Raw genomic sequence first — 23,465 nt, 5'->3', positions numbered from 1 at the left:
AGGGCGTGCGTGTCACTTCCCGCGCAGAAATAAAGCAGAAAGCGCGGGTCACCTTAACCTCAACTGCGCCGCGCAAACGCAAAGACCGGCGCGGCAAACGCAAAGACCGGCGCGCAAGCGCAAGGGCCGCGGTGGCAGACTCCACTGAAGGTCCGGAGTCCATGGTAAGTCCGTGGTCCGTGTTGCACGAGAAGACATCGGTACGAGAAGGGTGTTCCCTAATGTACGAGACACTCTCCCGCCTGTTGGTCCAGGAGTTCGGGATATCGCCAGACCTGGTCCATCCCCAGTCAACGGCCCGAGCGCTCGAAATGGACTCGCTGTCGTTGGCGGAGCTAACGGTGATGATCACGGAGCGGACGGGGCTCCGGTTCGATGAGGATGGTGTGACGCTCGACAGTACGCTCGAAGAGATTGCCACGCACTTCGCCCCGTCCGACGAAAGGCCCCCTCCGCATGGGGATTCCATGCCTTCCGTCCTGGAGTAGGCGCGACTGGGTGCCGCTGCGGCATCCTGAACACCCGGTCGCTGGGGAACACTTGAGCTTGAGGGAGCGCCGCGGCCAGCTGATCGGGCAGACGTTCTCGGCCCTCCGGACACCGAACCGAACGTGAGCGGTTGGCCCGACGGTCGCGACGCGAATGGCTGGCCCGGCGGTCGCGGGACAGGTATTGTCGGAGTGTGTGAGTGCGCCGCTTACTGCTCGGCATTCAGTGAGAAAAGGAACGGCGACGTGTCGTCCGAGTCGTGTCCTACGCGGCGCAGCGGCTGTAGTGACAGACTCCCTGGAAATTTCGGAGTTCGCAGTCTGTGTCCCAGTAGGAAGTTTCTTCACCACATTCGTGGACTGCGGGTGACCACCCGGTCCGTGAAGAGGTGTCGAACCCTATCGACAGGATGACCATGACTGGCTGGATCGCTGATACTCCCTTGCTCGACGAGTTCACCTCCCGTCGCGACATCTATCCCTACTACCACGTCATCGAGGACCGGCCGACACCGGGCGAGGTCGTCGTCGACGGCATACGCGCGGTCAACGCAGCCTCGACGGATTACCTCGGGCTCACCGCCGACTCCGGCGTCCGCGCGGCGGCCTCACATGCCGCCGCCAAATACGGTACCTGTTGGACCGGATCTCCGATGCTCGGCACTGTCGGACTCCATCATGAGCTGGAAGAGGAGCTGGCCGACTTTCTCCGCCGCCCCGCGGTCATGCTGACCGTAACGGGATTCCAGGCCAACCTGACGCTGTCCTCCCTTTTCGACACCGGCCACATGGTGATCGCGGACCAGCACATCCACGCCTCTCTGCTGGAATCCCTCCGCCTCGGACGAGCTGAGTGTCGCCGGTTCGGGCACAATGACGTCACCCATGCCGAAAGGCTCATGCGGATCGCTGCCGACAAGGGAAAGGTCCCCGTCATTGTCACTGAGGGGGCGTTCTCCCTCGGCGGAGACCTCTGCCCGGTTCCGGAACTTGCCGCACTCGTCAAGCGCTACGGCGGCGGCCTGATCATCGACGGTGCGCACGACATCGGTGTGCTCGGAACCAACGGGCGAGGCGTCGGCGAGCACTTCGACGTAGAGGAGGGGATCGACCTCATCACGGGTACCCTCTGCAAGGCGTTCGGCTCCGTCGGCGGGTTCGTCGCGGGCTCGGTGAAGGCCATCCGCAGCCTGCGCCACTCCGGAAATGCGGCGATGTATTCGGCATCGATGGCACCTGCGTCCGCGGCCGCCGCGTTGGCGGCCGTACGGACGGCTCGCGCCCGGCCCGAGCTCCGCGCCGCATTGTGGGAGTCGGCCCGACGTCTGCACCGCGGCCTGGCGCAGCAAGGGCACCGTGTACCGTCCTGGCCGGGCCCCGCGGTTGCGCTGCCGGCGGGGACGCCCGAACAGGGTCTGAAGACCTTGGAAGAGGGCCTGAAGACATGGCGGGCGTTGCTCGAAGCGGGTGTCTATACAGGGGCATTTCTGCCCCCCAGCGTGGCGGGGGACCGGCTCGTCCTCCGCCTTTCGGTCACGGCCGCGCACACCCCGCAGCAGGTTGACCGGATCCTTGAGGTTGTCGGACAGCTCCTGCCGCCGTGATCCGATGCGGCTGATTCCGCCGAGCTGCGCTCCGGCCGCACCACCGGCACTGCCGCCCACCGGACTGTCGGGGAAGGAGAGGCGAAGTGCGCGAAGTCCTGACCGCCGTTCCGAACCACGCGGCCCACATGCTCGCCCTCTAGCGAGCCGCCGGCACTGGTACGTGCCATCGCCGTCGCCCTAAGAGCATGGGAGACCCGCCGCTCTGCCACCACGTCGCCACGCCCTACCGAAGGGAGCGGACATGCGATGCAAGGCTGCTGTCACCGGCATAGGGATGATCACCCCCGGCGGACTCACCACGGAAGCCACCTGGGCCACGGTGTGCCAGGGGCAAAGCATGGCTCGCACCGATCCCGACCTGGCCGGGCTCCCCGTGGACATCACCTGCCGGGTCGACGGGTTCGACGCCGACGCCGTTCACGGCAGGCGGTTGGCCCGACGCCTGGACCGCTTCACCCACCTCGCTCTCGCCGCAGCCCAGCAGGCAGTCAGGGACGCCAAACTCGAACCGGGCGCCTGGAACGCTCCCCGCGTGGCCGTCGTCCTCGGCGTCGGTGGCAACAGCATGAACGCCTACCTCCGCGAGTTCGAAGCCCTGAGCCGAGGCCACCCGGAACTGGTTTCCCCCCTCGCGCTGCCGCGCAGCGTTCCCAACATGGCTGCCGCCGAGGTCGCCATCGCCCTGGGGGCCCGCGGCCCGAACTTCACTGTTGCCAGTGCGTGTGCCTCGGGTGCCACCGCCCTGGCGGTCGCCGCCAGCCTGGTCACCTCGGGCGCCTGCGACATCGCTCTCGCGGGCGGCGCCGAATCCGGACTCTCGCGGATGACCGTCACTGGTTTCCACCAGATGCACGCCCTCTCACAGCGCACCGACGCTCCTCGACTCGCTTCACGTCCGTTCGACGTCGACCGCGACGGCTTCGTCCTCGCAGAAGGCGCTGCGGTCCTCGTCCTTGAGCGCCCTCAACACGCCCTACGTCGCGGTGCCGACCAGCGTGCACTGCTCTGTGGACATGCCTGCACCTGCGATGCCTACCATCCGGTGGTCCCGCATCCTGAGGGCATCGGCGTCGTACACGCTCTGCGTACCGCGTTGAAGGAGTCGGGCCTCGATTCCCGCGACATCGGGCATGTCAATGCCCACGGCACCTCCACCCCCGTTGGCGACACAGCCGAGGCACGTGCCCTGCATCGCATCTTCGGCCCGGCGCCGCCCCCCGTCACCGCACCGAAGAGCATTCTGGGCCACTCTCTTGGCGCGGCCGGTGCCATCGAGGCGGCTCTGACCGTCCTCACCCAGCAACACCAGCTCATTCCCCCCACTGCCAACCTCCATCGCCAAGACCCCGACTGGGAACTGGACATCGTCACCCAGGCTCCCCGAGCCGCGGCCATCAACGCGTCTGTCAGCAACTCCTTCGGCTTCGGCGGGCACAACACCGTCTTGGTGTTCGCAGGGGACTGAGTGCATCGGACGGCGCTGTCACGTTGCCGGGCGTGAAGTCTGCCGGCGTAGGCGTCAAGAACCACCTGCCACGCGCGCCCCGCACCAGGCGCCTGGGTGTGTCTACTCGGGTCTCGCGATCCCTGCTCAGGCATCCACTCGACTGGGCCAGTCTCGGTGACGCGTGACAGGCATGGCCCGATGGCGATGCTCTCGGCTGTGTGGTGAGGTGGGGAAGTGACCGACCGCCGCATCCGGCGGCGGGTGCCGGGTCGAGGCCGTCCACTCCGTCGCACCCAGACGCTCGACCTGCACCGTTGCCACTGGATACCCCGGATCGCCCCTTCGCCGCAGGAGAAGAGTGGGGGGCTGCCGATGACGACGGCACGTCGGTCACGTCTGTTGGTCGACCTTCCGCACGCGGGGGGAACGCGACGCTAAGCGCGACCGCAGAGGTGAGAGTGATCGGCCAGGAAGGGTTCACGCACATGGCGGACCACGGGGCCAGACAACGGCTCGTCGACCGCATCGCCACGGGCTCCGGCCTCGCACAGCGTCCTGTGGCGGTGAGCACGGCGCTCGACGACGTCGCGTCCTGGTCCACTGCCGCACGGATGCGGCACTACCAGGAAGAGGCGCTACCGCCCAGCAAGGGCGCCGTGGCGTGCGTGGCGCCCCCAACCGGATACGCCGAACCGTGCGCCGGTGGGCAGTGCATCCGGGCGGGTCCCGCATCCTCGACGTCGCCGAGAGCAGCCTCCGCCTTCCCCCCGCCCCGACGCACTCGCTGCCTCCCGACACGTACTGCGGGTACAGGGCAACTGCGCCTCCGCGGTCCTGCACCTCGGCGGTGGAGGAGTTGCAGCGCCGGTCTCTGCTTCCGCCCGAGTGATACGGCCTGGCCGTAGCCTTCACAGTTCTGCGCCTGGGCGTCTGACCGCGCGAAGGGAACCGAACTCCAAGTGGAACCACAGGACTTCACCGTGTCCAACGCCACCAGAACCACCACTGCCGGAAGCCCGCCCCCCGGACCCGGGCTCGGGAAGCGGGCCGACCGTTCCCGGCTCGCCGCTCTCGGACGTCTCCTGGTCCGGCGCCGCGCACTCGTACTGGTTGCCGTGCTGCTGGCCGTGGCAGCCGCCGTCCCGATCGGCGCAGGTGTCGCCGACCGGCTGTCCGGCGGTGGCTTCACCGACCCGGCGGCGGAGTCGTCGAAGGCCGAGAAGTTCCTCGCCGACCGCTTCGGATCGGGTGCGCCCAATCTGGTGTTACTGGCCCGCACCTCCGGTTCGGTCGATGACCCGCGGGCCGCGACCGCCGGTCGAGACCTCAGCCGCCGGCTCGCCCAAGAGCCGGGCGTGCTGTCGGTCGCGTCGTATTGGACGACCCCGCACGAGTTGGCGTCGCCGCTGAGGGCCCGGGACGGGCGCTCAGCGCTGGTGCTCCTGCGGTTGGGAGGCGACGAGGATCGGGTACGGGACATCGCGAAGGAACTGGTCCCGCGTTTCACCGGCCGTCAGGGGGTGTTGAGGCTCTCTGCGACCGGGACCGCGCAGGTGTATGTGGAAGTCCAGAAGCAGAGCGACCAGGATCTCTTCCGGGCCGAAGCGTACGCGGCTCCGGTCATGCTGCTGATCCTGCTCTTCGTGTTCGGCAGTGCGGTGGCGGCCGTCCTGCCCCTGCTCATCGGTGTGTGTTCCATCCTGGGCACGTTCGTCGTGCTGAGGGTCCTGTCCGAGCTGACCTCGGTATCCGTCTACGCCATCAACATCACCACCGCGCTGGGCCTGGGACTGGCCATCGACTACAGCCTGTTCATCGTCACCCGTTACCGGGAGGAGAGGGCGCGTGGCCTGGACACCGCCGAGGCGGTCGCGCAGAGCGTCCGCACGGCCGGGCGCACCGTGCTGTTCTCCGCGCTGACGGTGGCGCTCTCGCTGTCGGCCCTGCTGGTCTTCCCGCTGTACTTCCTGCGCTCCTTCGCCTACGCGGGCGTGGCAGTGGTAGTGCTCTCGGCCTTCGCAGCCCTGGTGGTACTGCCCGCGGTGCTCGGCCTGCTCGGCCCACGGATCGACGCGTTGGACGTGCGGCGGCTGTTCCGCCGCAGACCGCAACCAGGCGCCGACCACGACCCGTTGGCCGGGCCGACCGCCGGGACCCCGACAGGCGGATTCTGGCACCGGCTCGCCACTGCCGTCATGCGGCGACCGGTGCTGTGTGCGGCCGGAGTGATCACCTTGCTGGTGCTGCTCGGCCTGCCGTTCACCCGGGTCTCTTTCGGCCTCATCGACGAGCGGGTCCTGCCCGCCACCGCGCCCGCGCACCGTACGGCACAGTCCGTGCGGGAGGAGTTCTCCAGTCGCGAGACGTCCGCCCTGTCCGTGGTACTGCCCACCGTCAGTGGCTCCGCCGACCGCGAGCGGATCGCCGCCTACGCCGCCCGCCTGTCGACTCTGCCGGACGTGGCTCGGGTGGACACCGTCACAGGCTCGTACGCCGCAGGACGGCAGGTGGTGGCCGCGTCCGCAGGCTCCTTCGCCGCGGGCGATGCCGGCTGGCTGTCCGTGGTGCCCTCGGTCGAGCCGGACTCCTCCGCCGGCGTCAAACTGGCGGAGCGGTTGCGGGCGGAGAGCGCACCGGGCCCGGTGCTCGTCGGAGGCGAAGGTGCGGAACTCGCGGACGCACGTGACGCGCTCGCCGCCCGGCTGCCCGAGGCAGCGCTGATCATCGGTGCCACGACGGTGGTGCTGCTGTTTCTGTTCACCGGCAGTGTGCTGGTCCCGTTCAAGGCCGTACTGCTCAACCTGCTCAGCCTGACCGCGACCTTCGGCGCGATGGTGTACGTCTTCCAGGAAGGCCATCTACGCTCCCTGGTCGGTGACTTCACGGTCACCGGCTCGGTGGATATCTCCATTCCGGTACTGATGTTCTGCGTCGCCTTCGGACTGTCCATGGACTACGAGGTGTTCCTGCTCTCACGGATCAAGGAGGTGTACACCGAGACCGGGGACAACACCCAGGCCGTCGCCGCCGGGTTGGAGCGCACGGGACGTCTGGTCAGCGCTGCGGCCGTACTCGTCGCCGTCGTCATGCTCGCGCTGGCCACGTCGGGGATCACCTTCCTGAAGCTGCTGGGCGTGGGCCTGGCCCTGGCCGTGCTGCTGGACGCCACGCTGGTGCGCGGCGTGCTCGTACCGGCCGTGATGAGACTTGCCGGGCGGGCGAACTGGTGGGCGCCACCTCCTCTGCGTCGCCTCCACCGCAAGCTGGGCCTCTTGAGTTCGTAGCCGGCCACCCTCGTCCGCCACCACACCGTCCGTGTCTGGGACTCACTCATCTGGGCTTCGGTGCCTCCCGCATCACTCCGGGAGGCCCCCTGCATCGCCCAGCAGGCCCGTACCCTTGCCGAGCTCGACCACTGGGGCCTTACCGCACCCGTTCTCGTCGGGCACGACATCGGCGGCGGCATCGTCATGCGGGCCCACCTCCTCGACGGGGTGCACGTTCTGATTGATCAGTACAACAGGCCCTGGAAAAGCGGAGGGTCACCCCGTGACATGGAACTCGTTCCCGCTGGCGTCGAGGAACTCGCCGGGTTCCCAGTCGTGTTGGGTGACCTCCAGCCGCAGCCTGTTCCGCGCCTCCTTCGGCGCCGCCGGCGGCCCCATCACCAGAGAGACCGTACTGGCGGTACTCCGGCGCAGCCGGACACCCCAGTCGTGGTACTCGACCGCGTGCCAGTCGGCCTGGGACTGCCAGAAGGCCGACTGCGCGTAGCGATCCTCCTCCGCTACGTCGAGGCAGATCGCGACGAGGCCGGAGTCGGCAAGCACGCCGGGGTGACCGGGACGCAGCACGCACAACTCGTTGCCCTCCGGGTCGGCCAGCACGTCCCACGGGACGTCCCCCTGGCCAATGTCGACCCGCGTCGCACCGAGTGTGAGCAGGCGCGCCACCTGGGCCTCCCAGTCCGGCCCCCCGGCCAGATCGAGGTGGAGTCGGTTCTTGTGCGCCGTCTTCGGCTTCGCGGTCGGCACGAAACGCAGTTGCAGGCCGCCCGTTTGGCCCCGCGTCGCCTCCGACCAGAAGCGGTCCATACGCGCGACATCCAACGCGTCGATCACGATCCCCGTCAGCATCCCATTCCCCCAAGCCGTCAAACCTGTCGCCTGCCCATTGCGGCCGCCGCTGTAGGTGTCAGCCCTGGGGCCCCGTGTCGGGAGCACGCACCCCGGACACCCTGCCGACCAAGCATCGCCGAGCACAAACAAGCGGCTCAACTCATTCTGAGACGACCAGTGTGACTGCTCGGGCCGCCGCCTTCGTGATCGCGGCCCAGGAACCGGGTACTTCAGTGACGGGGGGCTTGCCAGGAGCAGTCGGAGCCGGCGTTCACGTAGGGGCGCCGTCAGGATGTGCCTGGCTTGCCTGGCTCGGCTGTTCCGCTGGAGCCGGCCAGGCCCCAGAAGGTGGCGGTGTAGTAGCTGGAGCAGAGGGAGTTGAGGTAGTAGGTGCCGGTGGTGCCGCACTGGTCGGTGCCGCTGCCGGGGTTGACGGCGAGGCCGTGGCCCATGCCGGAGATGGAGTAGACCTCGACGGCGGGCTTGCCGGTGGTGTCGTAGTAGATGCTCAGGGTGGTGCCGCCGGGGAGGTTCTGGGTGCGGGACGGGCGCTGGCCGATGCCCCAGACGTTGGTCCACTGGTCGTGTGATTCGGTGGCGTTGGCGGGGTTGACGGTGGTGTCGGAGGTGCCGTGCCGGATCGCCACCCGCGGCCAGGATGTCGTACCGGTGGGGGCGGCGGCTCGTACGAGGTCGCCCCACTGCGCCGGGGTTTTGCCGGTGGGGCTGTTCCTACAGGTGAGCGCGGAGTAGCGGGAGTTGGCGCAGAAGGCCGGGACCCCGGAGTCGATGGATCCGGCGGCGAAGGCGTCGGGGTAGTCGGCGAGCATGTCCGCAGTCATCGCGCCGCCTGCGGACAGGCCGGTGATGTAGACGCGGCGGGTGTCGCTGCCGTACTGGGCGACGGCCTTGTCGACCATCTGCTTGATGGACAGCGCCTCGCCCCGGCCCCGGCTGCTCTTGGCGGGGTCGTACCAGTTGAAGCACTTGGGGGAGGGGCGGACGGTGCGGCGCTCGATGCGCCTGTCGTGGGGGTCGACGGCCACGATCCGGTCGACGTGGATGCCGGGCAGGTGTACCGAGCCCGGTGGGATCGCACCGGACTCGACGATGTGATCCGCCGCGACGAGGGTGGTGCGCGCGGCCATGGCGCAGAGGGGGTTGAACTTGCGGGCGGCGGAGTGGAGGGCCAGGTTGCCGTGGCGGTCGGCGGGGTGGGCCCGGACGAGGGCGAAGTCGGGGTTGAGCGCCTGACGATCTACAAGCGAAGGAACGAAGTCGAGCGGACGATCGACGCGTTGAAGCACTCCCGGGCGGCCGTGGCCACGAGGTTCGACAAGCGCGGCTACATCTTCCACGGCACCGTCACCCTCATCCTCACCGTCGCCTCGATCCGACTCCGGCTCCGGCTCCGGCTCCGCCAGTGATCTCCGGCGGATCTAGTCGCCGGTCGTGCCGTCGAGCATCTCGCGCAGGATGTCCAGGTGGCCGTTGTGGCGGGCCGTCTCCTCGGTTAGGTGGAGGAGGATCCAGCGCAGGTCGACGTGGAGGCCGTTGCGGACGGCTCGCTGGGCCTGCTTGTCCAGGCTGTTCGCGGCGACCAGTTCGCGGTAGTGGGCGCTCTGTTGGGCGTATTCGTCGAGCAACTGCGTGAGCGGGAAGTCGACGGCGATACGCATCTCGCGGTCGGGGTCCTCCTCGGTCCAGGGGCCCCGGTCTTCCTCGCCAAGGAAGACCACTTGGAACCAGTAGTACTCGACCCAACGGAGGTGATTGAGCACTCCGCTCATGGTCATCAGCGGTGAGGCCGGTAGGAGCGCCTTGCGGGCGTTCTCCGCAGAGACGCCATCGCACTTGGCGCGGGCGGCGTCACGTGCGTAATCGAGAAACGTGGTGAGCTGGGTGCGCTCGTCCCACGCGGGAGGCGTGTCGTCGATTCTGGTCATCGCGCGAAGCGTCCCCCATCACCGCAACCGATGTCGAGGTATTTAATCGACGGCCCAACCTACTCCACCCAGCTTCCTGTCCGGTGGGTCGCTACGGCGATTCAGCGCCGGTGGTCCGTCCGGCATGATCCGCCGGACGGACCCTAACCCGCCTCGGGGTGCGGCGCGCTACTCGCCCGACGGCCCGGCGTCCTCAGTGTTGATGTTGATTAGGGCACGAGGACAACGGAGTTGATCGGCGTCATGTCGTAAGGCGCGAACTCACCCGTAGCACGGTCCACCTCGGAGCAGTTGACGCCGTTGTAGCCGAAGCACAGCTGGAAGCCCGCCCCGCCGGTCTGACTGTTGACCAGCACGCGATCGCCGATCACGTTCGACAGGTTGTGGGCTCCGTAGCTGTAGAAGATGTTCTTGCCCAGGATGGAGCCGTCCGCCTCACGGATACAGAAAGCCCCGGAGGGGCAGGGCGTCGCCGCAACAGCACTGGGCGCGAAGACGACTCCGAGCGAACCCACGGCGAGCGACAAACCCGCGGCAGTTAACGCGATCTTGCGCATGCTTTCTACCCCCTCTGCCTAGATGCCCCAGGCGTGGAGCACCTTCCGCGCGAAAATAGTCCGTACCAACGGGCGATGTCCGCAATTTGGCGAAAGATGTGGAGGTGGTTCCGGTTATAGGCAGCGGACGCCCCCGCCGCCTAACGGCTGAGAGGCGCTGGTGCGTGTCACCCCACCCGGTCTACGCATGGCGAACGCCCCCGAGGCCCGCTTCACGCTCCGCCTCGGACCACCAGAGCCCCCTCCCGCGGAAACACCGCAGGACACCGCCGGCGATACCGCCGATCCACCTGACCTGCGTCCCAGTCTCCAAGACTTCCTCGCGGCGTGCAGACGCGAAGAAGCCCCGCCCGAGAGGCGGGGCTGCGTCGACGATCAGGGGCTTCCCCACCAGCCTGTGGCCGGCGGGGAGGCCAATGGGTTGATCGAGTCGGGGAAAGGTCAGCAGACTGGGGGGTTGGGGGTGCCCCAGTCGCGCAATACCTGGTTCGGCTGCCAAACCCAGCCGGCACCTTCGGGAGCGTTGAGGTTCCACCAATTCCCGTCAGCCGACTGGCAGTTGACCGTAACGGGCTGGCCATTCCGGCCTTTGCCCACGATCGCCCCGTCGGGAGCCGCCAGGATGTCGGCGTCTGCGATGAAACGCCCGGGCACTCCTGCCGCGGCTTGGGCCGCCTGCGCCTGCGGAGACAGGAGCATTCCTCCGAAGAAAGCCACGGACAAGCCAACCAGTGTCAGCTTTGAAGCGAGTTTACGCACTAAGTCTCCATAACTGGAGGCGATACTCGTCACGACCGGAATATCGCATGGTCAATTACCCGTGCACGCTAGGAGACGGCGATGAAATTCCGGTGTCACACGGCGATCGCTCCCTGCGTCCACGGGCCGGGCTACTCCGGCAGATGCAGCACTTGCGAACTGATCGTGTATGAGGTGGGGTTGATGGACGAGGATCACTGATGGGCGATCAGTAAGGCGAGACGCAGGTCCACGAGCCCGGCGGGATCGCGGTCGGCGGCAGTGAGGAGATCGGTGAGCAGCTCGCCACGGATGCGGTTCTCGGTTTCGGCCACCGTCCGGCGCAGCAGCAGAAGGAGCGCGGTGACCACGCCGGCGCGCTCGAAGAGGCGGCGGTCGGGGTCGTCGAGGTCGGGATGGTCGAGCAGGACCAGGCTGCCGAGGAGTTCGGGGCCGGCGAGGACGGCGCAGACCCAGTGCCGGTCGAGCCGGACGGCGCGGGCCGCGGTACGGGATTCGGCCGTGGCGGCGGTGACCGCTGCGGGGGTGAGTTCCGGACTGTCGCCGGAGTGGGCGAGGCGGTGGCCCGTCGCGTCGTGGACGGCGATGGCGCTGCCCAGGAGCTCGGCGACGGCGGCGGCGACATCCGTGGTCGCTCCGCCACCGAGCACCAGGTCGGTGAGGCGATCGTGGGCCTCCTCGGCGCGCTGCATCGCGGCGGCGTGCTCACGGATGACGACGTTGGCCTCGGCGAGTTCCGCCAGGGCCGCCTGGGTGTGGGCGAGGGCCCTGGCGGTGTCGATGGCGGCATGGGCGGCCAGCGAGCACAGCAGCGCGACTTCGTCGGGTGAGAAGGCGCGCGAGGTGCGGTCGGCGGCGAAGAGCACGCCGATGACCTTCCCGCCCTCGGTGCGGCGGGAGCCCAGCAGCAGCGGCACGCCGAGGATGGCGACGAGCCCGTCGTCCAGGACGCCGGCGTCGATGGCGGCGGTGTGGCGGAACCGTTCGTCCGTCCCGTAGTCGGGCGTGGCATAGGGGCGGGCGGTCTGCGCGACCAGGCCGCCGAGCCCCTTGCCCATCGGCACGCGCAGGGCCTGGAAGAGCGGGGATATCGAGCCGTCGGTCACCCGCATGTAGGTGTCGCCGGCCCGTTCGTCGGGGAGCGTGAGGTAGGCGGTGTCGGTGCCGAGCAGCAGGCGGGCACAGTGGACGATGGACCGCAGTACGGCAACCAGGTCGCGCAGCGCGGCGAGATCGCCGGCGGTGTCGAACAGCGCGGTCAGTTCCGCCTCGCGGCGGCGGTGCTGTTTCAGGGTGCGGTGGACGCGCAGGGCGAGCCGGGCCGCCTCCTCGATCTGGGCGAGCTCGTGTGGTCCCGTGCCCGCCGCGCGGGCGTCGGCCAGCGGACAGCCGAGGTCGTCCCCGGTGGCGCCCTCGGCGAGGAGCTCCAGCAGGCGGCGCATGGCATCGGTGGCAGTGTGGTCGGACATGGTGGCGGCAATCGTTGCGCATCAGGGGCGGGGGAGCGGGGGAGCGGGGGAGGAGGGGGACGGCGGGGCCGCCACGGAGGAACGGCCGGGCCGCCACGGAGGAACGGTCGCGCCGTCATGAGGGAACGGCGGGGCCGCCAAGGGGGGATGGCGGGGCCGTCAGTGGGCTGTCCAGCCACCGTCCAGCGGAAGAGACGTCCCGGTGATGTGACCGGCGTGCGCGGAGCAGAGCCACAGCACGGCCTGAGCCACCTCTTCCGGCTGGACCAGCCGTTTGATCGCGGACCGCTCCAACATCACCCGCTCGACCACGTCCTGGGCGGGAACGCCGTGCGCCCGCGCCTGGGCGGCGATCTGCTCCTCCACCAACGGCGTGCGCACATACCCGGGGTTGACGCAGTTGCTGGTCACCCCGTACGAGGCACCTTCCAACGCCACCACCTTGCTGAGACCCTCCAACGCGTGCTTGGCGGCGACGTACGCGGACTTGAACGGGCTGGCCCGCAGGCCGTACACGGAGGAGACGTTGACGATCCGGCCTCACTCCTGCCCGTACATATGGGGCGGCGTGCGGCGGATGATCCGGAACGGCGCCTCGACCATCACCCGCTGCATCAGCGCGAAACGCTCCGGCGGGAAGTCGTGGACCGGGGCGACATGCTGCAGCCCGGCGTTGTTGACGACGATGTCGGCATCCTCGGGCAGACCGTCCACCGCGACCGGCTCCGACAGGTCCGCCACCAGCGCGACACCACCGCACTCCTCGGCCACGGCCTTGGCCCCGTCGCCCGCCCGGTCCACGACGTAGACCCGGGCACCCGCCGTGGCGAAAGCCAGGGCACAGGCCCGGCCGACCCCACTGGCGGCCCCGGTGATCAGCGCGGTGCGTCCGGCCAGGAAGCGGGCGGGCACACTGGGCTCTTCTTCCATGGCCGCCGCTCCGCCGTCGTCGAGACCCGGCGTGTGTCTGCTCTCCATGCCGGTCACCGTAGGGACGAGCGTCCGGGGCTCCCATGTGGGAGGCACCCACAGTCGTCACGTCACGTGTGGAGCAACTCCACATAGCTGTGGGGCGACCCCACAGAGCGCCCTTGGCGTCGACATCGTCGTCGTCCTCGGCCCCGTGGCTCCCGTCAGGCGCCGAGCATGGCCCGCAGCCGCTTCTTGTCGGGCTTGCCGACGGGGGTGAGCGGGATGTCCGGGACGATGTGCACGGTGGCCGGGGCGCTCAGCGCACCCTTGCGCTCGGTGACGAAATCCCTGAGCGCGGCGTGCTCGGGGCGATGCCCGGCCGCCGGGACGACCGCGATGTGCACTTCCTCGGTGGCGTCCGCGCCCCGCGCGCCGAAGACCGCGCAGTGGGCGATCCCCGGGTGCGTGAGCAGCAGGTCCTCCAACTCGTGGGTGTAGACGTGGCCGCCCACGACGATGATCATGTCCTTGAGGCGGTCGACGATGTAGAGGTAGCCGTCCTCGTCGAGATAGCCCACGTCACCGGTGTGCACCCAGCCGTCGCGCAGGACTTCCGCCGTGAGGTCGGGACGTCGCCAGTATCCGGTCATGGCCTGTCCGGAGCGCACCCGTACCTCTCCGACCTGCCCGGTGGGCACGGGGCTGCCGTCCTCGGCGTCGTGGATGGCGATGTCGACGCCCGGGATCGCCCGTCCGACCGAAGGCTGTCCGTCCTCGGGCAGCTCCTGGTGTTCTTCAGGTCCGATGACGGTCACGGCGCCCGCTTCGGACTGCCCGTATCCGCCGTACAGGACCGCGCCGAACACCTCGTGAGCCCGGCGCAGACGGGACGCGGAGGCGGCGCAACCGCCGTAGCTGATGCGGCGGACGCTGCTCAGGTCGGTGGCGGCCAGGGCGGGGTGGTCCAGGAGCCGGTAGATCAGCGGTGGCAGCAGCCACAGGTGCGTGATCCGCTCCCGCGCCACGGCCGCAAGGACGTCGCCCGGATCGAACTCCCGGTGCAGCACGACCGATCCGCCCGCCAGCAGGGTGGCGTCGGCGATGTTCCCCGCAACGTGGGCGAGCGGAGTGCAGGCCAGGAAGCGGGGCGCCGCGCCGGCGCCGAAGGAACCGAAGGCGAGCATGTCCTGGTACGGGCCGTGCGCCATCCGTACGCCCTTGGGGACGCCCGTGGTCCCTCCGGTATGGCGGATGCACCAGTCGTCCTCAGGACGGGCGGCCCCGGGCAGGGGGTCGGCCGAGTGCTGCGCGGCGCGCGCGAGCAGGTCCGCACCGAGCGGGCTCGGCCCGAAGGCGTACACCCGTGGCGGGCGGGCCAGGCGCAACAGCCGCTCGGCGGCCTCCGGCGAATCCGGCTCGACGACCAGCAGGTCGGTGTCGACGCTGCGGACGATCTTGGCCAGGACGTCAGGGGCCATGCCCTGGTAGAGGGAGACCACCCTGGCGCCCAGCAGGTTGGCGGCGTAGCGGGCGGTCAGCGCCTCGGGGCGATTTCCGGAGAAGAGCGAGACGGTGCTGCCGCGCCCGATGCCCTGGGAGGCCAGCTCCCGGGCGAAGCGGTACACGGTGTCACGGAGTTCGCCCGCGGTCACCTCCCGGCCGTCGGCAGCGGTGATCACCGGATGGGAGGGGTGGCCGGACAGGACATCGGCAATGGCCTCGACGTAGCAGCGGAAGGCGGTGCCCGAATCCGAAAACACCGGAGATGCAGGGAAATTGGGATGCATAGAGTCTCTCTCCCTACTTTGTAGGCGATTGCTACTGAACGGGAACGCTACCTTCCGGTAATCGCAGGCAAGCGAAGCGCGGGTGAACAGCAGGTGAGGCCCGGGGTCGGCGCGCAACCGCAGCTCACCGAGCTCGCTCCACTACGACGGACACCGTCGGGGTGGTGATGCCGGACGTCCCGCAGGCCGGCATCGGTGAGCTACTACGTGACGTCGTCCACTCCTGACGCCCGCCACTCTCACCGTGGAGAAGCCGTGTCTCCCGGCAACTTCTGGGTTCGTGCTTTGACCGACCTCTGATCGACATACGGGCCCAGGGCCTCGGTGAGGAACTCCGCCAAGCAGGCTCAGGAGGCGCCTTGAGCCGGAATGGCCCGAGTAGCACCGGCGCACCGCGGGAGTGAGATGACCGCCAGGTGGCGGAGGTTCGGGTGGCGGGAGAAGGGGCGGCGAATGATCCTGCTGAAAAGTTGCCTTGATCAGCGGAGGTCCCTCATGAAACACCTGACCGTTCTCGCGACAGCAGTAGCGGCCTCAGCGCTCATCATCCTTGGAGCCGGCACCGCCAACGCCGACGACGACTACGAGCGCGATGTCGGAGTCGCTTCTCAGGTCGGAACCACCCAGATCACCGACGGCCTTCAAAGAGTCGGCTCCTGGCTTCTGGGTGGCTGAGTGCCCCCAGCGACCGGTCGGTGGATCAGGGCTGGTCGCCTCCAGAACGAAGCCAACCAGCCGGCCCAGATGCCAAGCGGGCATCACATGGCCTCGGGACGCTCCGGCCCTCGCCACCGGATGCGCGCCTTTGCTCTCTTCTGCGTCGACGGATCGATGTGGTCGAACTGGGCCAACGTAGTGCCCTTGCTGGCAACAGCCGGAAGAGCAGTGGCTGATGGGGCAGGCCCGGCTCCGTCCGGGAGCCCGTCGGCAGCCGTCCGCCTGGACCACCACGTACCTGGGGGAGGCTCCTGCCGCGGGCGACACGCTCTGGTTCAGTATCGAAGGCATGGCGCCGGGCTGGGACAGGGCCAAGGTCACTTCCCCGGCCCTTCAAAGCCGATCTTCCTGGCCCCTGTAAAGAAGGGAGCGAGGCAGTCGATGGAAGTGGACGAGGTGGCAGCACCCCGCATCCTGCCGACATTCCCAGAGGCCGCCGAGTTCGTCCAGGCGCACGATGCGGAAGTTCGGCATCGCCCTGATCTCCGAGGCCAGGGCCGGTAGTTCCCCGCAAAGGTCCGACTCCCGCCCCCACCAGCCCTCAGGCCGGACCGCCGGACCGCGGAGGCGGCAAGCCGGACCGCCGCTGTAGGCAACCCACGCGGCGAGCGCGAGAGCGCGCAGCGACGCGGCGGGCGGGGCAGCACGTAGAGGACGTCTACCAGGGTGCGTCGTACGAGGCGCTGGCCAAGTGGGGCCAGATGTCCGACAGCCACATGACGGAGCTGATCAACGCCTGCCATGTGGTGGCCGACGCGCTGGCCGTTGCGCCTCCCACTGCGCTTTGCATACGACGCCTTCGGCAGGGTCACCTCCTGGACCGACATCAACGGCAGCCGCTACGCGTACCAGTACGACGGCCAAAACCGTTGCGTCGCCGAAGGCGGCGCCGAAGGGCACCTCAGCCTCCGTGTCAACTACGACCGGACCGACCCGGCCACCGGCCTGCGCGTGACGACAACCAACTGGCCGCGTTCCGGGCCGCGCTGGACGAGAAGCTGGAGCTGACCCGCTACCTCTACGACGAACTGCCCATGACACCGGGCTTGAAGGTGCCCCTGGAGCCGGACCTCACCGCCGTGCCCTTCCGCTACCTGCCCGAGCGCGGCGACCCGGACGCCTTCAACCGTCGACTGCTGGCGCGGATCAACGACTCGAAGCGATCGCTCCCAGGCCCCTTCGGGCAACTGACGACGCCGGGGAGCGTGTGGCGGCCGAACCGGAGTCGGGCCGCCGCACGGCCGGGCAATGAGTTCGCCAATGTTTCCCCTAAAACCGACCCGATGGATTGTTAGGTAAGGCTCGCCTGCCTTACCGTCAGTGCCTGTCCCCGCACACGCCGACAGGAGTCTCCTGTGTCCAGCGCGAACATCGCTCTGCTCGGTGCCATCGCCGGCTTCGCCATCTACCTGGGGCTGCCCATCGGCCGCCTGCGCAAGCCCACCCCGCGCCTGAAAGCCGGACTGAACGCCGTCGCCATCGGCATCCTGATCTTCCTCGTCTGGGATGTGCTGACCCATGCCTGGGAGCCCACAGACGAGGCTCTGAGCAATCACGAGTGGGGAACGGTCGCCTCCGGCGGCGCGACCCTCGCCGCCGGTCTGGCGATCGGGCTGGTCGGGCTCGTCTACTACGACGGCTGGATCGCCCGCCGCCGACAGGCCGCCGCCGAGCGGCTCGTCGGCCCCGGCGCCGCCACCACAACCGAGCTGACGCCCAAGGCACGCAGCCAGGCGAGTTCGCTCGCGCTGATGATCGCGACCGGCATCGGCCTGCACAACTTCGCCGAGGGCCTGGCGATCGGCAACTCCGCCGCCCAGGGCGAACTCTCCCTCGCCGTCCTCCTCATCATCGGCTTCGGCCTGCACAACGCCACCGAGGGCTTCGGCATCGTCGCCCCGCTGGCCGCCGAGGGCGAACGGCCCTCCTGGCTCACGCTGTTGTGGCTCGGCCTGATCGGCGGCGGCCCGACCTTCCTCGGCACCGTCGTCGGCCAGCACCTGGTCAACGACACGCTCTCGATCGCCTTCCTGGGCCTGGCCGCCGGTTCGATCCTCTACGTGGTCATCGAGCTCCTGGCCGTCGCCCGCAAAGCCGCACTGAAGACGATCACCACCTGGGGAATCCTGGCCGGGCTGCTGCTCGGCTTCGCCACCGACGCCGTCGTCACCGCGGCCGGCGCCTGAACTCCCACGCAGCGCAACGACTCACCGTCAGCCGCCCGTTGGGAAGAATCCCGGGTGGCTGACGCGCGCGGAGCCGTCAGCAGCGGAGGAGCATGCGGTGCGTGACGATCGTTGCTGCGACGTGGGGGAGAAGTCCACCGCCTTGCCGCTCTTCTCGGTGCAGCGCCGTAGTTTCCCGTAGCCGTTCATGCGCGTGCGTCGGCTTCGCCACGCAGCGTTTCCCTGCCTGGGTCGGGGGCTCCCATGCGTGCGATCGTGCCAGTGAAGCCCAACTCGGCAGGGAGAGAACGGTACTTGCTGCTGACGTAGCCCCGGTCGAGGTTGACGTGAACGTGCTCCGGAAGTGACGTGGAGGGAGTTGTTGTGGCCGGACCGAACGCCGAAGCGGAGCGGGCGCTGACTGGATCAGCAGCCAAGTCACTCACATAGCGAGACGATGAGCTTGGAATATGGACACAGGTTCGCTGCGTTGCCCCAAAAGACCTGTAGGCGTTGCGATGTGAGCATGGGGGTGGCGACCGTGGATCTGATGATCGACGGCAAGGTGTTTCTGATCACTGGAGGGACCAAGGGGCTCGGACTGGCAGCCGCGCGAGTCCTCACCGCTGAAGGCGCCCGAGTGGTCGTGTCCTCACGCACCCAAGAAGCGGTGGAAAGGGCCGTCGCGGAGTTGGGCGGCCCGGACCACGCCATGGGCCTGGTCGCCGACAACGCCGACCCCGAAGCAGCCGACCGGCTGACGGCAGCCGCCCTACGGCAGTACGGACGTCTGGATGGTGCGCTGATCAGTGTGGGCGGTCCTCCGACCGGCCCTATCACCGCCATCACCGACGCTCAGTGGCGTGAGTCTTTCGAGTCCGTATTCCTTGGTGCCCTACGCGTCGCCCGCACGACTGCCCCCGTCCTGCCCACCGGAGGCTCCATCGGCTTCATTCTGTCCCTGTCCGTGAAAGCCGCGTGGCCGAATATGAGCGTGTCCAACGGACTCCGACCAGGACTCGCCATGGCCGCCAAGACCTTGGCCGATGAACTGGGCCCACGCGGCATCAGGGTCAACGGCTTCGTGGTCGGCTCCGTCGCCACCGACCGCCTCACTCACCTCGAAGAGGCCACCGGCGATCCCCAACAGGCGCGCATCAAGCGGACAGCCGACATACCGCTTCGTCGATATGGCACCCCCGAAGAATTTGGTCGCCTGGCCGCAGTCGTGCTGTCGCCAGTGGCGTCCTACACCACAGGCAGCATGATCCACATCGACGGAGGCGCCCTGCGTTCCCTGTGACAGGCGACCGACCGTCGAAACTCGTCTTCTGCGGGGCGACCGGCGAATGGATCACTTGCGGCGGCGGGTGGTGGGCCTGCGGTCCCCGCAACACTCGTCGACAGCATCGCCAGGTTCACCGCGCCGGGTGTCGTCCTCGTGGACTGCGCCTTCCTCGACAGCCCCCGGACTGCGGGACCAGTTCCCCCAGCGCGACGTCGTTCAGGTGAAGAGCGACACCATCGCCTCGGGCGGCGGCGTCCACTGCTCGGCCACGATCAGCCCGGCAAGCCGGCCAAGTGGCGGTCGATCAACTAGCCCCGAGGATGGTGCAGTTCAACCTCCTCGGACCGTGAGGCCGACGCGTGCGTGCAGGCGGGTGGTGGTCAGATAGTGCTCCTCGACCGCCCGCCAGCGCGCGATCCAGGCATCGCGCTCCGGGCCGCGGCCCCGGCGGTACAAACGGCGCAGGCACAGCTCGGCAGGCGTTTCGACGAGGACACTCAGGTCGTAGAAGGCAGCCAGCTCCGGGCGTGCGGTCAGCACACCTTCGACGATGACGACATCGCTGCACGGCACCTGGCGCGGCGCGCTGCCCACGGAGCCGTTCGGCTCGTGGCGGGCTGTCCGGCCGCTCGCGAGCGGCACCAGAACCTGGTCACGAAGCCGCTGCCAGTCGAAGTAGCCGGCGTACCCCGCCGCCGTGCTCATGGCCAGGCGTACGGGGACGGGCATGGGCCGGAAGAAGTCGTCGCCGTGGACGACGGCGGCCCGGCCCGGTCCGCCGAGGTGTTCGGCCACCGCAGCGGCCAGCGTTGTCTTCCCGGCACCGGCCCGTCCGTCGAACGCCACCAGGGCCACGCCGTGCGTCGCGCGGGCGGTGATGGCAGCCGCGATGCGGTCGATCTCCTGCCGTGGCATTGTCATGACAGGTGGTCTACCCCCGTTGGCCGCGCGCCGCGCATGCGCGGCGCGCGGTGTCCGTGAGGGCTTCGGCCGGGCACTGGTTTCCTCATGCATCACGTACACACCGTCTGCGGTCCTCTCCGGGCCTCCGCCGTCCAAGGACCGGTCCTGTCCCACGAGCACCTGGCCCTGGACCTGAGCCGGGACACCGACCCGGAAGCCGTTCTGCTGCCCGGCACGCACGGAGGCCGCATCGCCGCCGAGCTGGCACGCCTGCGCGAGGAGCACGGTCTGGCCCTGGTGATCGAGCTGAGCTGCCGGGGCATGGGCCGGGACCCGCAGGCCCTCCGGCGTATCTCCCAGACGTCAGGGGTCGCGGTCGTCACCGCCACAGGCTGGTACCACGAAGCGTTCCACCCACCCGAACTCGCCGCCGCCGACCCCCACCAGCTGACAGCGATCCTCGTGGACGAGATCGAGCACGGCATCGGCCGCACCGGAATCCGTCCTGGCGTCATCGGCGAGGTCGGCAGTCACCGGGACCAGCCCACCGACGCCGAACGGCACGTGCTGACCGCGGCGGCCCACGCGGCTGCCGCGACCGGCCGGTCCGTCGCCACACACGCGCACCTGGGCAGGGGCGGCCCGGCCCAGCTGGAGATCCTCACCAGCGCCGGCCTGCCTGCCCACCGCGCCAGCATCGGCCACCAGGATCTGCTGGACGACCCGGCCGTCCACCGGGAACTCGCCTCGGCCGGCGCCTACGTCGCGTTCGACACCATCGGCAAGGAGAACTACACCGCCGACAGCACCCGCCTGCGCCTGCTGCTCGCCCTACTGGAGGCAGGCCACGCCGACCAGGTACTCCTCAGCTGCGACATCTCCCGGCACCGGTACCTACGGTCCGAAGGCGGCCAGGGATACGGGCACCTCTTCCGCTCCTTCCTGCCGAAGGCGCGCGCCGCGGGCATCGACGACGACACCATCGACGCGATGACGCGCCGCAACCCGCTTCGCTTCCTGCTCGGCTCGCAGGTCAAAAGGGTTACTCGAAGGCGGAGTTGTTCGTGGTCGACACCATCGATGCCGGCCACGTGGGTGTGGTGAACCCATGCGCTGTGGACTTCCGGCCCGATGTCATCGTCTTGCTGCGGTTCGGCACCGTCCGCCTACTCCGCAACCGCGTCAGGGCGCGGGATTTACCGGGGAGCTACCCTCGGCGCACGAACGCGTGGGTGCGGAAACGCCGTTGGCCGAGGTGGTCGGGGAGCTTCAGCAGGCCGGCCGGGTGGTCCTGACGGTGGCGCAGGTCCCTCGCGGTCACGCCTCGACCGAGCAGGAGCTGGTCGCGGAGAGCCGCGAGGTGCTGTCCGGTCTGCTGCGCAGCGACAGCGCCGTCACCCGCACCGACGACCTGGTGCGGTGGTCTGGGGAGCGGACGTCCTGCTGCTGCACGGCCTGGAGGGGGCCGTGGCGCGCACTGTGGCCGCAGGAGGCCCGCGTGCGGCTACGCGCCCGCCCGCGCCCGGGCCGCGGAGCCGCTCGTCCCGGCAGAACTCCGGGAGACCCTCGACGAGATCGCGCGACTCCCGGTCTTCGCTCCCGCTCGGCTGGCGGTCCGCCCGGAGAGACGCGGTTCGTGGACGCCCGACGGCTGGCCCCCCGCTTCGGCGCGTACCCGTTGTACCCCGCCCACCAGAGCGTTGACGCTCAGTGCCAGCTGGGCGACCGTCGCCACCAGCGGCAGGCCGGTCACGGTGGCGCCGCCCCCAGCAGCGTGAACGGCAGCATCCGGCCGCTCAGTGCCGCCGGCGGCCGGAGAACGGCGCGGTCGTGCCGGTCACCGTTTCCCGGTCACCGTTTCTTGGCCAGCCACTCGGCGAGGACGGCGGCTTGGCTGTGGTCCACGTCCTTGGTGGCGGTCAGCAGCGTGAGCTTGTCGTGCGCGGCGAGGTCACGCAGATGTGTCGCGGCCTCCCGGTGTCCGGTATCGCGGAGTTCGGCCAGATAGCGTCGGCGGAACTCGGTGAAACGGCTCGGCTCGTGGCCGTACCACTTCCGCAGCTCGGTCGAGGGCGCCACATCGCGCAGCCACTCGTCCAGGTGCGCCTCCTCCTTGCGCATCCCCCGCGGCCAGACGCGGTCGACGAGCACCCGCTTGCCGTCCCGGGAGGAGGTCTCTTCGTAGACTCGTCGACAGGTGATCTGTTTGACCATGACGGCACCTCCAGAACGATCATCGGCTGGCCTCGCCACGGACCAGTGGACGGCCGGCACCGCAACGACACCGATGGACATGTCCAACTCGGACATTTTATCGACGATGGCGGGCGGGAGCCGACCGGGAACCGATCGGCAGCCGACGGGGAGCCCACCTGAGTCCGGACCCCGGGAGAGGAAGAGACGGCATGCGCAGCAGGCGCCCGGAGGCACCCGACTTTCCCGCGGCGACTGCTCCCCGGGCGGCCACGGTGCGGGATCTGGACGCGGCGGTGGCGACCTGCCGTGCCTGCCCGCGGCTGGTCGCCTGGCGGGAGGAAGTCGGCCGGGCCAAACGCAAGGCGTTCCGGGACTGGGACTACTGGGCGCGCCCGGTGCCCGGCTTCGGACCACCGGACGCACCACTGGCCGTCATCGGCCTGGCGCCGGCCGCGCACGGCGGCAACCGCACCGGCCGCATCTTCACCGGTGACCCGTCCGGCGACGCCCTCTTTGCCGCCCTGTACGACATCGGGCTGGCGTCCCAGCCGACCGCCACCGATCCGGGCGACGGACTGGAGCTGTACGGGGTCCGGATCACCGTCCCGGTGCACTGCGCACCTCCCGCCAACCGGCCCACCACCACCGAACGCGACACCTGCCGCCCATGGCTCGCCCGTGAGCTGGAGCTGCTCGGCCCGGCCCTGCGGGCGGTCGTGGTGCTCGGCGCGTTCGCCTGGCAGGCGCTGCTGCCCGTGCTGGCCGACGCCGGATGGCAGCTGCCCCGACCGCGCCCCGCCTTCGGACACGGTGCCGAAGCCCTGATCGCCGATCCGCGGGCTGAGCGGGAGCTGCGCCTGATCGGCGGCTACCACCCCAGCCAGCGCAACATGTTCACCCGCACCCTCACCCCCGCCATGCTCCGCGACGTACTGCGCCGAGGCGCCGACGTCGCCGGGCTGCCGACACGTACCTGACCGCACCGCCGCAACCCGACGGCGCAGCCACCTGGCGCCGGCGGAATCCGGGCCGAGCGGGCCCGGATCGGCCTCGCCGCTGCACAGGGCGCGCGGTTCGGCGCTCCTGGGCACCGTCCAGAGCACCCT

The 23,465-nt window shown here is 69.3% G+C and carries 20 protein-coding genes and 3 pseudogenes; 12 read left to right on the top strand and 11 right to left on the bottom strand.

Annotation, left to right across the window (positions count from 1 at the left end):
- Nucleotides 1-221: 221 nt before the first annotated feature.
- From B073_RS39585 to B073_RS0109790, 4 genes are all read left to right on the top strand, one after another.
- Nucleotides 222-488: an acyl carrier protein gene (locus tag B073_RS39585; RefSeq protein ID WP_018537915.1), complete on the top strand. Its 267-nt coding sequence runs from the start codon at nt 222-224 to the stop codon at nt 486-488.
- Between the two features lie 416 nt (nt 489-904).
- Nucleotides 905-2,092 carry an aminotransferase class I/II-fold pyridoxal phosphate-dependent enzyme gene (locus tag B073_RS0109800; RefSeq protein ID WP_018537914.1) on the top strand — a complete coding sequence of 396 codons (1,188 nt, stop codon included), beginning with the start codon at nt 905-907 and terminating at the stop codon, nt 2,090-2,092.
- A gap of 244 nt (nt 2,093-2,336) precedes the next feature.
- Nucleotides 2,337-3,560 carry a beta-ketoacyl-[acyl-carrier-protein] synthase family protein gene (locus B073_RS0109795; RefSeq protein WP_026247222.1) on the top strand — a complete coding sequence of 408 codons (1,224 nt, stop codon included), beginning with the start codon at nt 2,337-2,339 and terminating at the stop codon, nt 3,558-3,560.
- 941 nt (nt 3,561-4,501) lie between these two features.
- Entirely contained in the window at nt 4,502-6,826 is a 2,325-nt protein-coding gene (locus B073_RS0109790; protein ID WP_018537912.1) for an MMPL family transporter, read from the top strand.
- A 258-nt stretch (nt 6,827-7,084) separates the two neighbouring features.
- Here B073_RS0109790 and B073_RS0109780 read toward each other — a convergent pair whose 3' ends face one another.
- Complete coding sequence (locus tag B073_RS0109780) at nt 7,085-7,678, bottom strand: VOC family protein (protein WP_018537910.1); 594 nt, start codon at nt 7,676-7,678, stop codon at nt 7,085-7,087.
- 269 nt (nt 7,679-7,947) lie between these two features.
- Nucleotides 7,948-8,967: a PHB depolymerase family esterase gene (locus tag B073_RS39580; protein ID WP_202487214.1), complete on the bottom strand. Its 1,020-nt coding sequence runs from the start codon at nt 8,965-8,967 to the stop codon at nt 7,948-7,950.
- Between B073_RS39580 and B073_RS48735 the strand changes: the two genes are divergently transcribed.
- Nucleotides 8,959-9,087: a hypothetical protein gene (locus B073_RS48735; protein WP_267881389.1), complete on the top strand. Its 129-nt coding sequence runs from the start codon at nt 8,959-8,961 to the stop codon at nt 9,085-9,087. The genes B073_RS39580 and B073_RS48735 overlap by 9 nt on opposite strands.
- Nucleotides 9,088-9,099: 12 nt before the next feature.
- Here B073_RS48735 and B073_RS0109765 read toward each other — a convergent pair whose 3' ends face one another.
- The 5 genes and pseudogenes from B073_RS0109765 to B073_RS0109740 form a co-directional block, all read right to left on the bottom strand.
- Entirely contained in the window at nt 9,100-9,606 is a 507-nt protein-coding gene (locus B073_RS0109765; RefSeq protein WP_018537907.1) for a DinB family protein, read from the bottom strand.
- 209 nt (nt 9,607-9,815) lie between these two features.
- The gene (locus tag B073_RS0109760; protein WP_018537906.1) at nt 9,816-10,163 is read right to left on the bottom strand and encodes a hypothetical protein; all 348 of its coding nucleotides are present in this window, start codon (nt 10,161-10,163) and stop codon (nt 9,816-9,818) included.
- 986 nt (nt 10,164-11,149) lie between these two features.
- Nucleotides 11,150-12,391 (bottom strand): annotated as a pseudogene (locus B073_RS39570) (GAF domain-containing protein); the annotation flags it as partial.
- 159 nt (nt 12,392-12,550) lie between these two features.
- Nucleotides 12,551-13,321 (bottom strand): annotated as a pseudogene (locus tag B073_RS47685) (3-hydroxybutyrate dehydrogenase).
- Between the two features lie 203 nt (nt 13,322-13,524).
- Nucleotides 13,525-15,090, bottom strand: a complete 1,566-nt coding sequence (locus B073_RS0109740) for an AMP-binding protein (protein WP_051093968.1) — start codon at nt 15,088-15,090, stop codon at nt 13,525-13,527.
- 495 nt (nt 15,091-15,585) lie between these two features.
- Between B073_RS0109740 and B073_RS0109735 the strand changes: the two genes are divergently transcribed.
- The 4 genes from B073_RS0109735 (at nt 15,586) to B073_RS0109725 (ending at nt 17,993) form a co-directional block, all read left to right on the top strand.
- On the top strand, nt 15,586-15,765 hold the full coding sequence (locus B073_RS0109735; protein WP_158690107.1) for a hypothetical protein: 180 nt from the start codon (nt 15,586-15,588) through the stop codon (nt 15,763-15,765).
- A gap of 783 nt (nt 15,766-16,548) precedes the next feature.
- Nucleotides 16,549-16,815 carry an RHS repeat domain-containing protein gene (locus B073_RS0109730; RefSeq protein WP_018537899.1) on the top strand — a complete coding sequence of 89 codons (267 nt, stop codon included), beginning with the start codon at nt 16,549-16,551 and terminating at the stop codon, nt 16,813-16,815.
- A gap of 26 nt (nt 16,816-16,841) precedes the next feature.
- Nucleotides 16,842-17,102, top strand: a complete 261-nt coding sequence (locus B073_RS46300) for a hypothetical protein (protein WP_158690106.1) — start codon at nt 16,842-16,844, stop codon at nt 17,100-17,102.
- Between the two features lie 60 nt (nt 17,103-17,162).
- On the top strand, nt 17,163-17,993 hold the full coding sequence (locus B073_RS0109725) for a ZIP family metal transporter (RefSeq protein ID WP_018537898.1): 831 nt from the start codon (nt 17,163-17,165) through the stop codon (nt 17,991-17,993).
- Between the two features lie 76 nt (nt 17,994-18,069).
- Here the strand turns inward: B073_RS0109725 and B073_RS49260 are convergent.
- Nucleotides 18,070-18,337 (bottom strand): annotated as a pseudogene (locus B073_RS49260) (IS5/IS1182 family transposase); the annotation flags it as partial.
- Between the two features lie 176 nt (nt 18,338-18,513).
- Here B073_RS49260 and B073_RS0109720 point away from each other — a divergent pair.
- On the top strand, nt 18,514-19,275 hold the full coding sequence (locus B073_RS0109720) for an SDR family oxidoreductase (protein WP_026247221.1): 762 nt from the start codon (nt 18,514-18,516) through the stop codon (nt 19,273-19,275).
- Nucleotides 19,276-19,590: 315 nt separating this feature from the next.
- On the opposite strand, the gene B073_RS0109715 is transcribed toward B073_RS0109720, so the two are convergent.
- Complete coding sequence (locus B073_RS0109715) at nt 19,591-20,181, bottom strand: uridine kinase family protein (RefSeq protein ID WP_158690105.1); 591 nt, start codon at nt 20,179-20,181, stop codon at nt 19,591-19,593.
- Between the two features lie 87 nt (nt 20,182-20,268).
- Between B073_RS0109715 and B073_RS0109710 the strand changes: the two genes are divergently transcribed.
- Nucleotides 20,269-21,267, top strand: a complete 999-nt coding sequence (locus B073_RS0109710) for a phosphotriesterase family protein (protein WP_018537895.1) — start codon at nt 20,269-20,271, stop codon at nt 21,265-21,267.
- Between the two features lie 213 nt (nt 21,268-21,480).
- Here the strand turns inward: B073_RS0109710 and B073_RS48730 are convergent, their stop codons facing one another.
- Together B073_RS48730 and B073_RS0109705 are read right to left on the bottom strand one after the other, a co-directional pair.
- Nucleotides 21,481-21,615 (bottom strand): hypothetical protein, encoded by a 135-nt coding sequence (locus B073_RS48730; RefSeq protein WP_267881388.1) that lies wholly within the window; start codon nt 21,613-21,615, stop codon nt 21,481-21,483.
- A gap of 399 nt (nt 21,616-22,014) precedes the next feature.
- Nucleotides 22,015-22,377 (bottom strand): DUF488 domain-containing protein, encoded by a 363-nt coding sequence (locus B073_RS0109705; protein ID WP_018537894.1) that lies wholly within the window; start codon nt 22,375-22,377, stop codon nt 22,015-22,017.
- Between the two features lie 191 nt (nt 22,378-22,568).
- Between B073_RS0109705 and B073_RS0109700 the strand changes: the two genes are divergently transcribed.
- The gene (locus tag B073_RS0109700; RefSeq protein WP_018537893.1) at nt 22,569-23,336 is read left to right on the top strand and encodes a uracil-DNA glycosylase; all 768 of its coding nucleotides are present in this window, start codon (nt 22,569-22,571) and stop codon (nt 23,334-23,336) included.
- Nucleotides 23,337-23,465 lie beyond the last annotated feature (129 nt).

Origin of the sequence: Streptomyces sp. MspMP-M5 (assembly GCF_000373585.1) — a bacterium.
Lineage (GTDB): Bacteria > Actinomycetota > Actinomycetes > Streptomycetales > Streptomycetaceae > Streptomyces.
The sequence above is the reverse complement of the archived record's forward strand: the minus strand, read 5'-3'. Positions and strand labels throughout refer to the sequence as shown.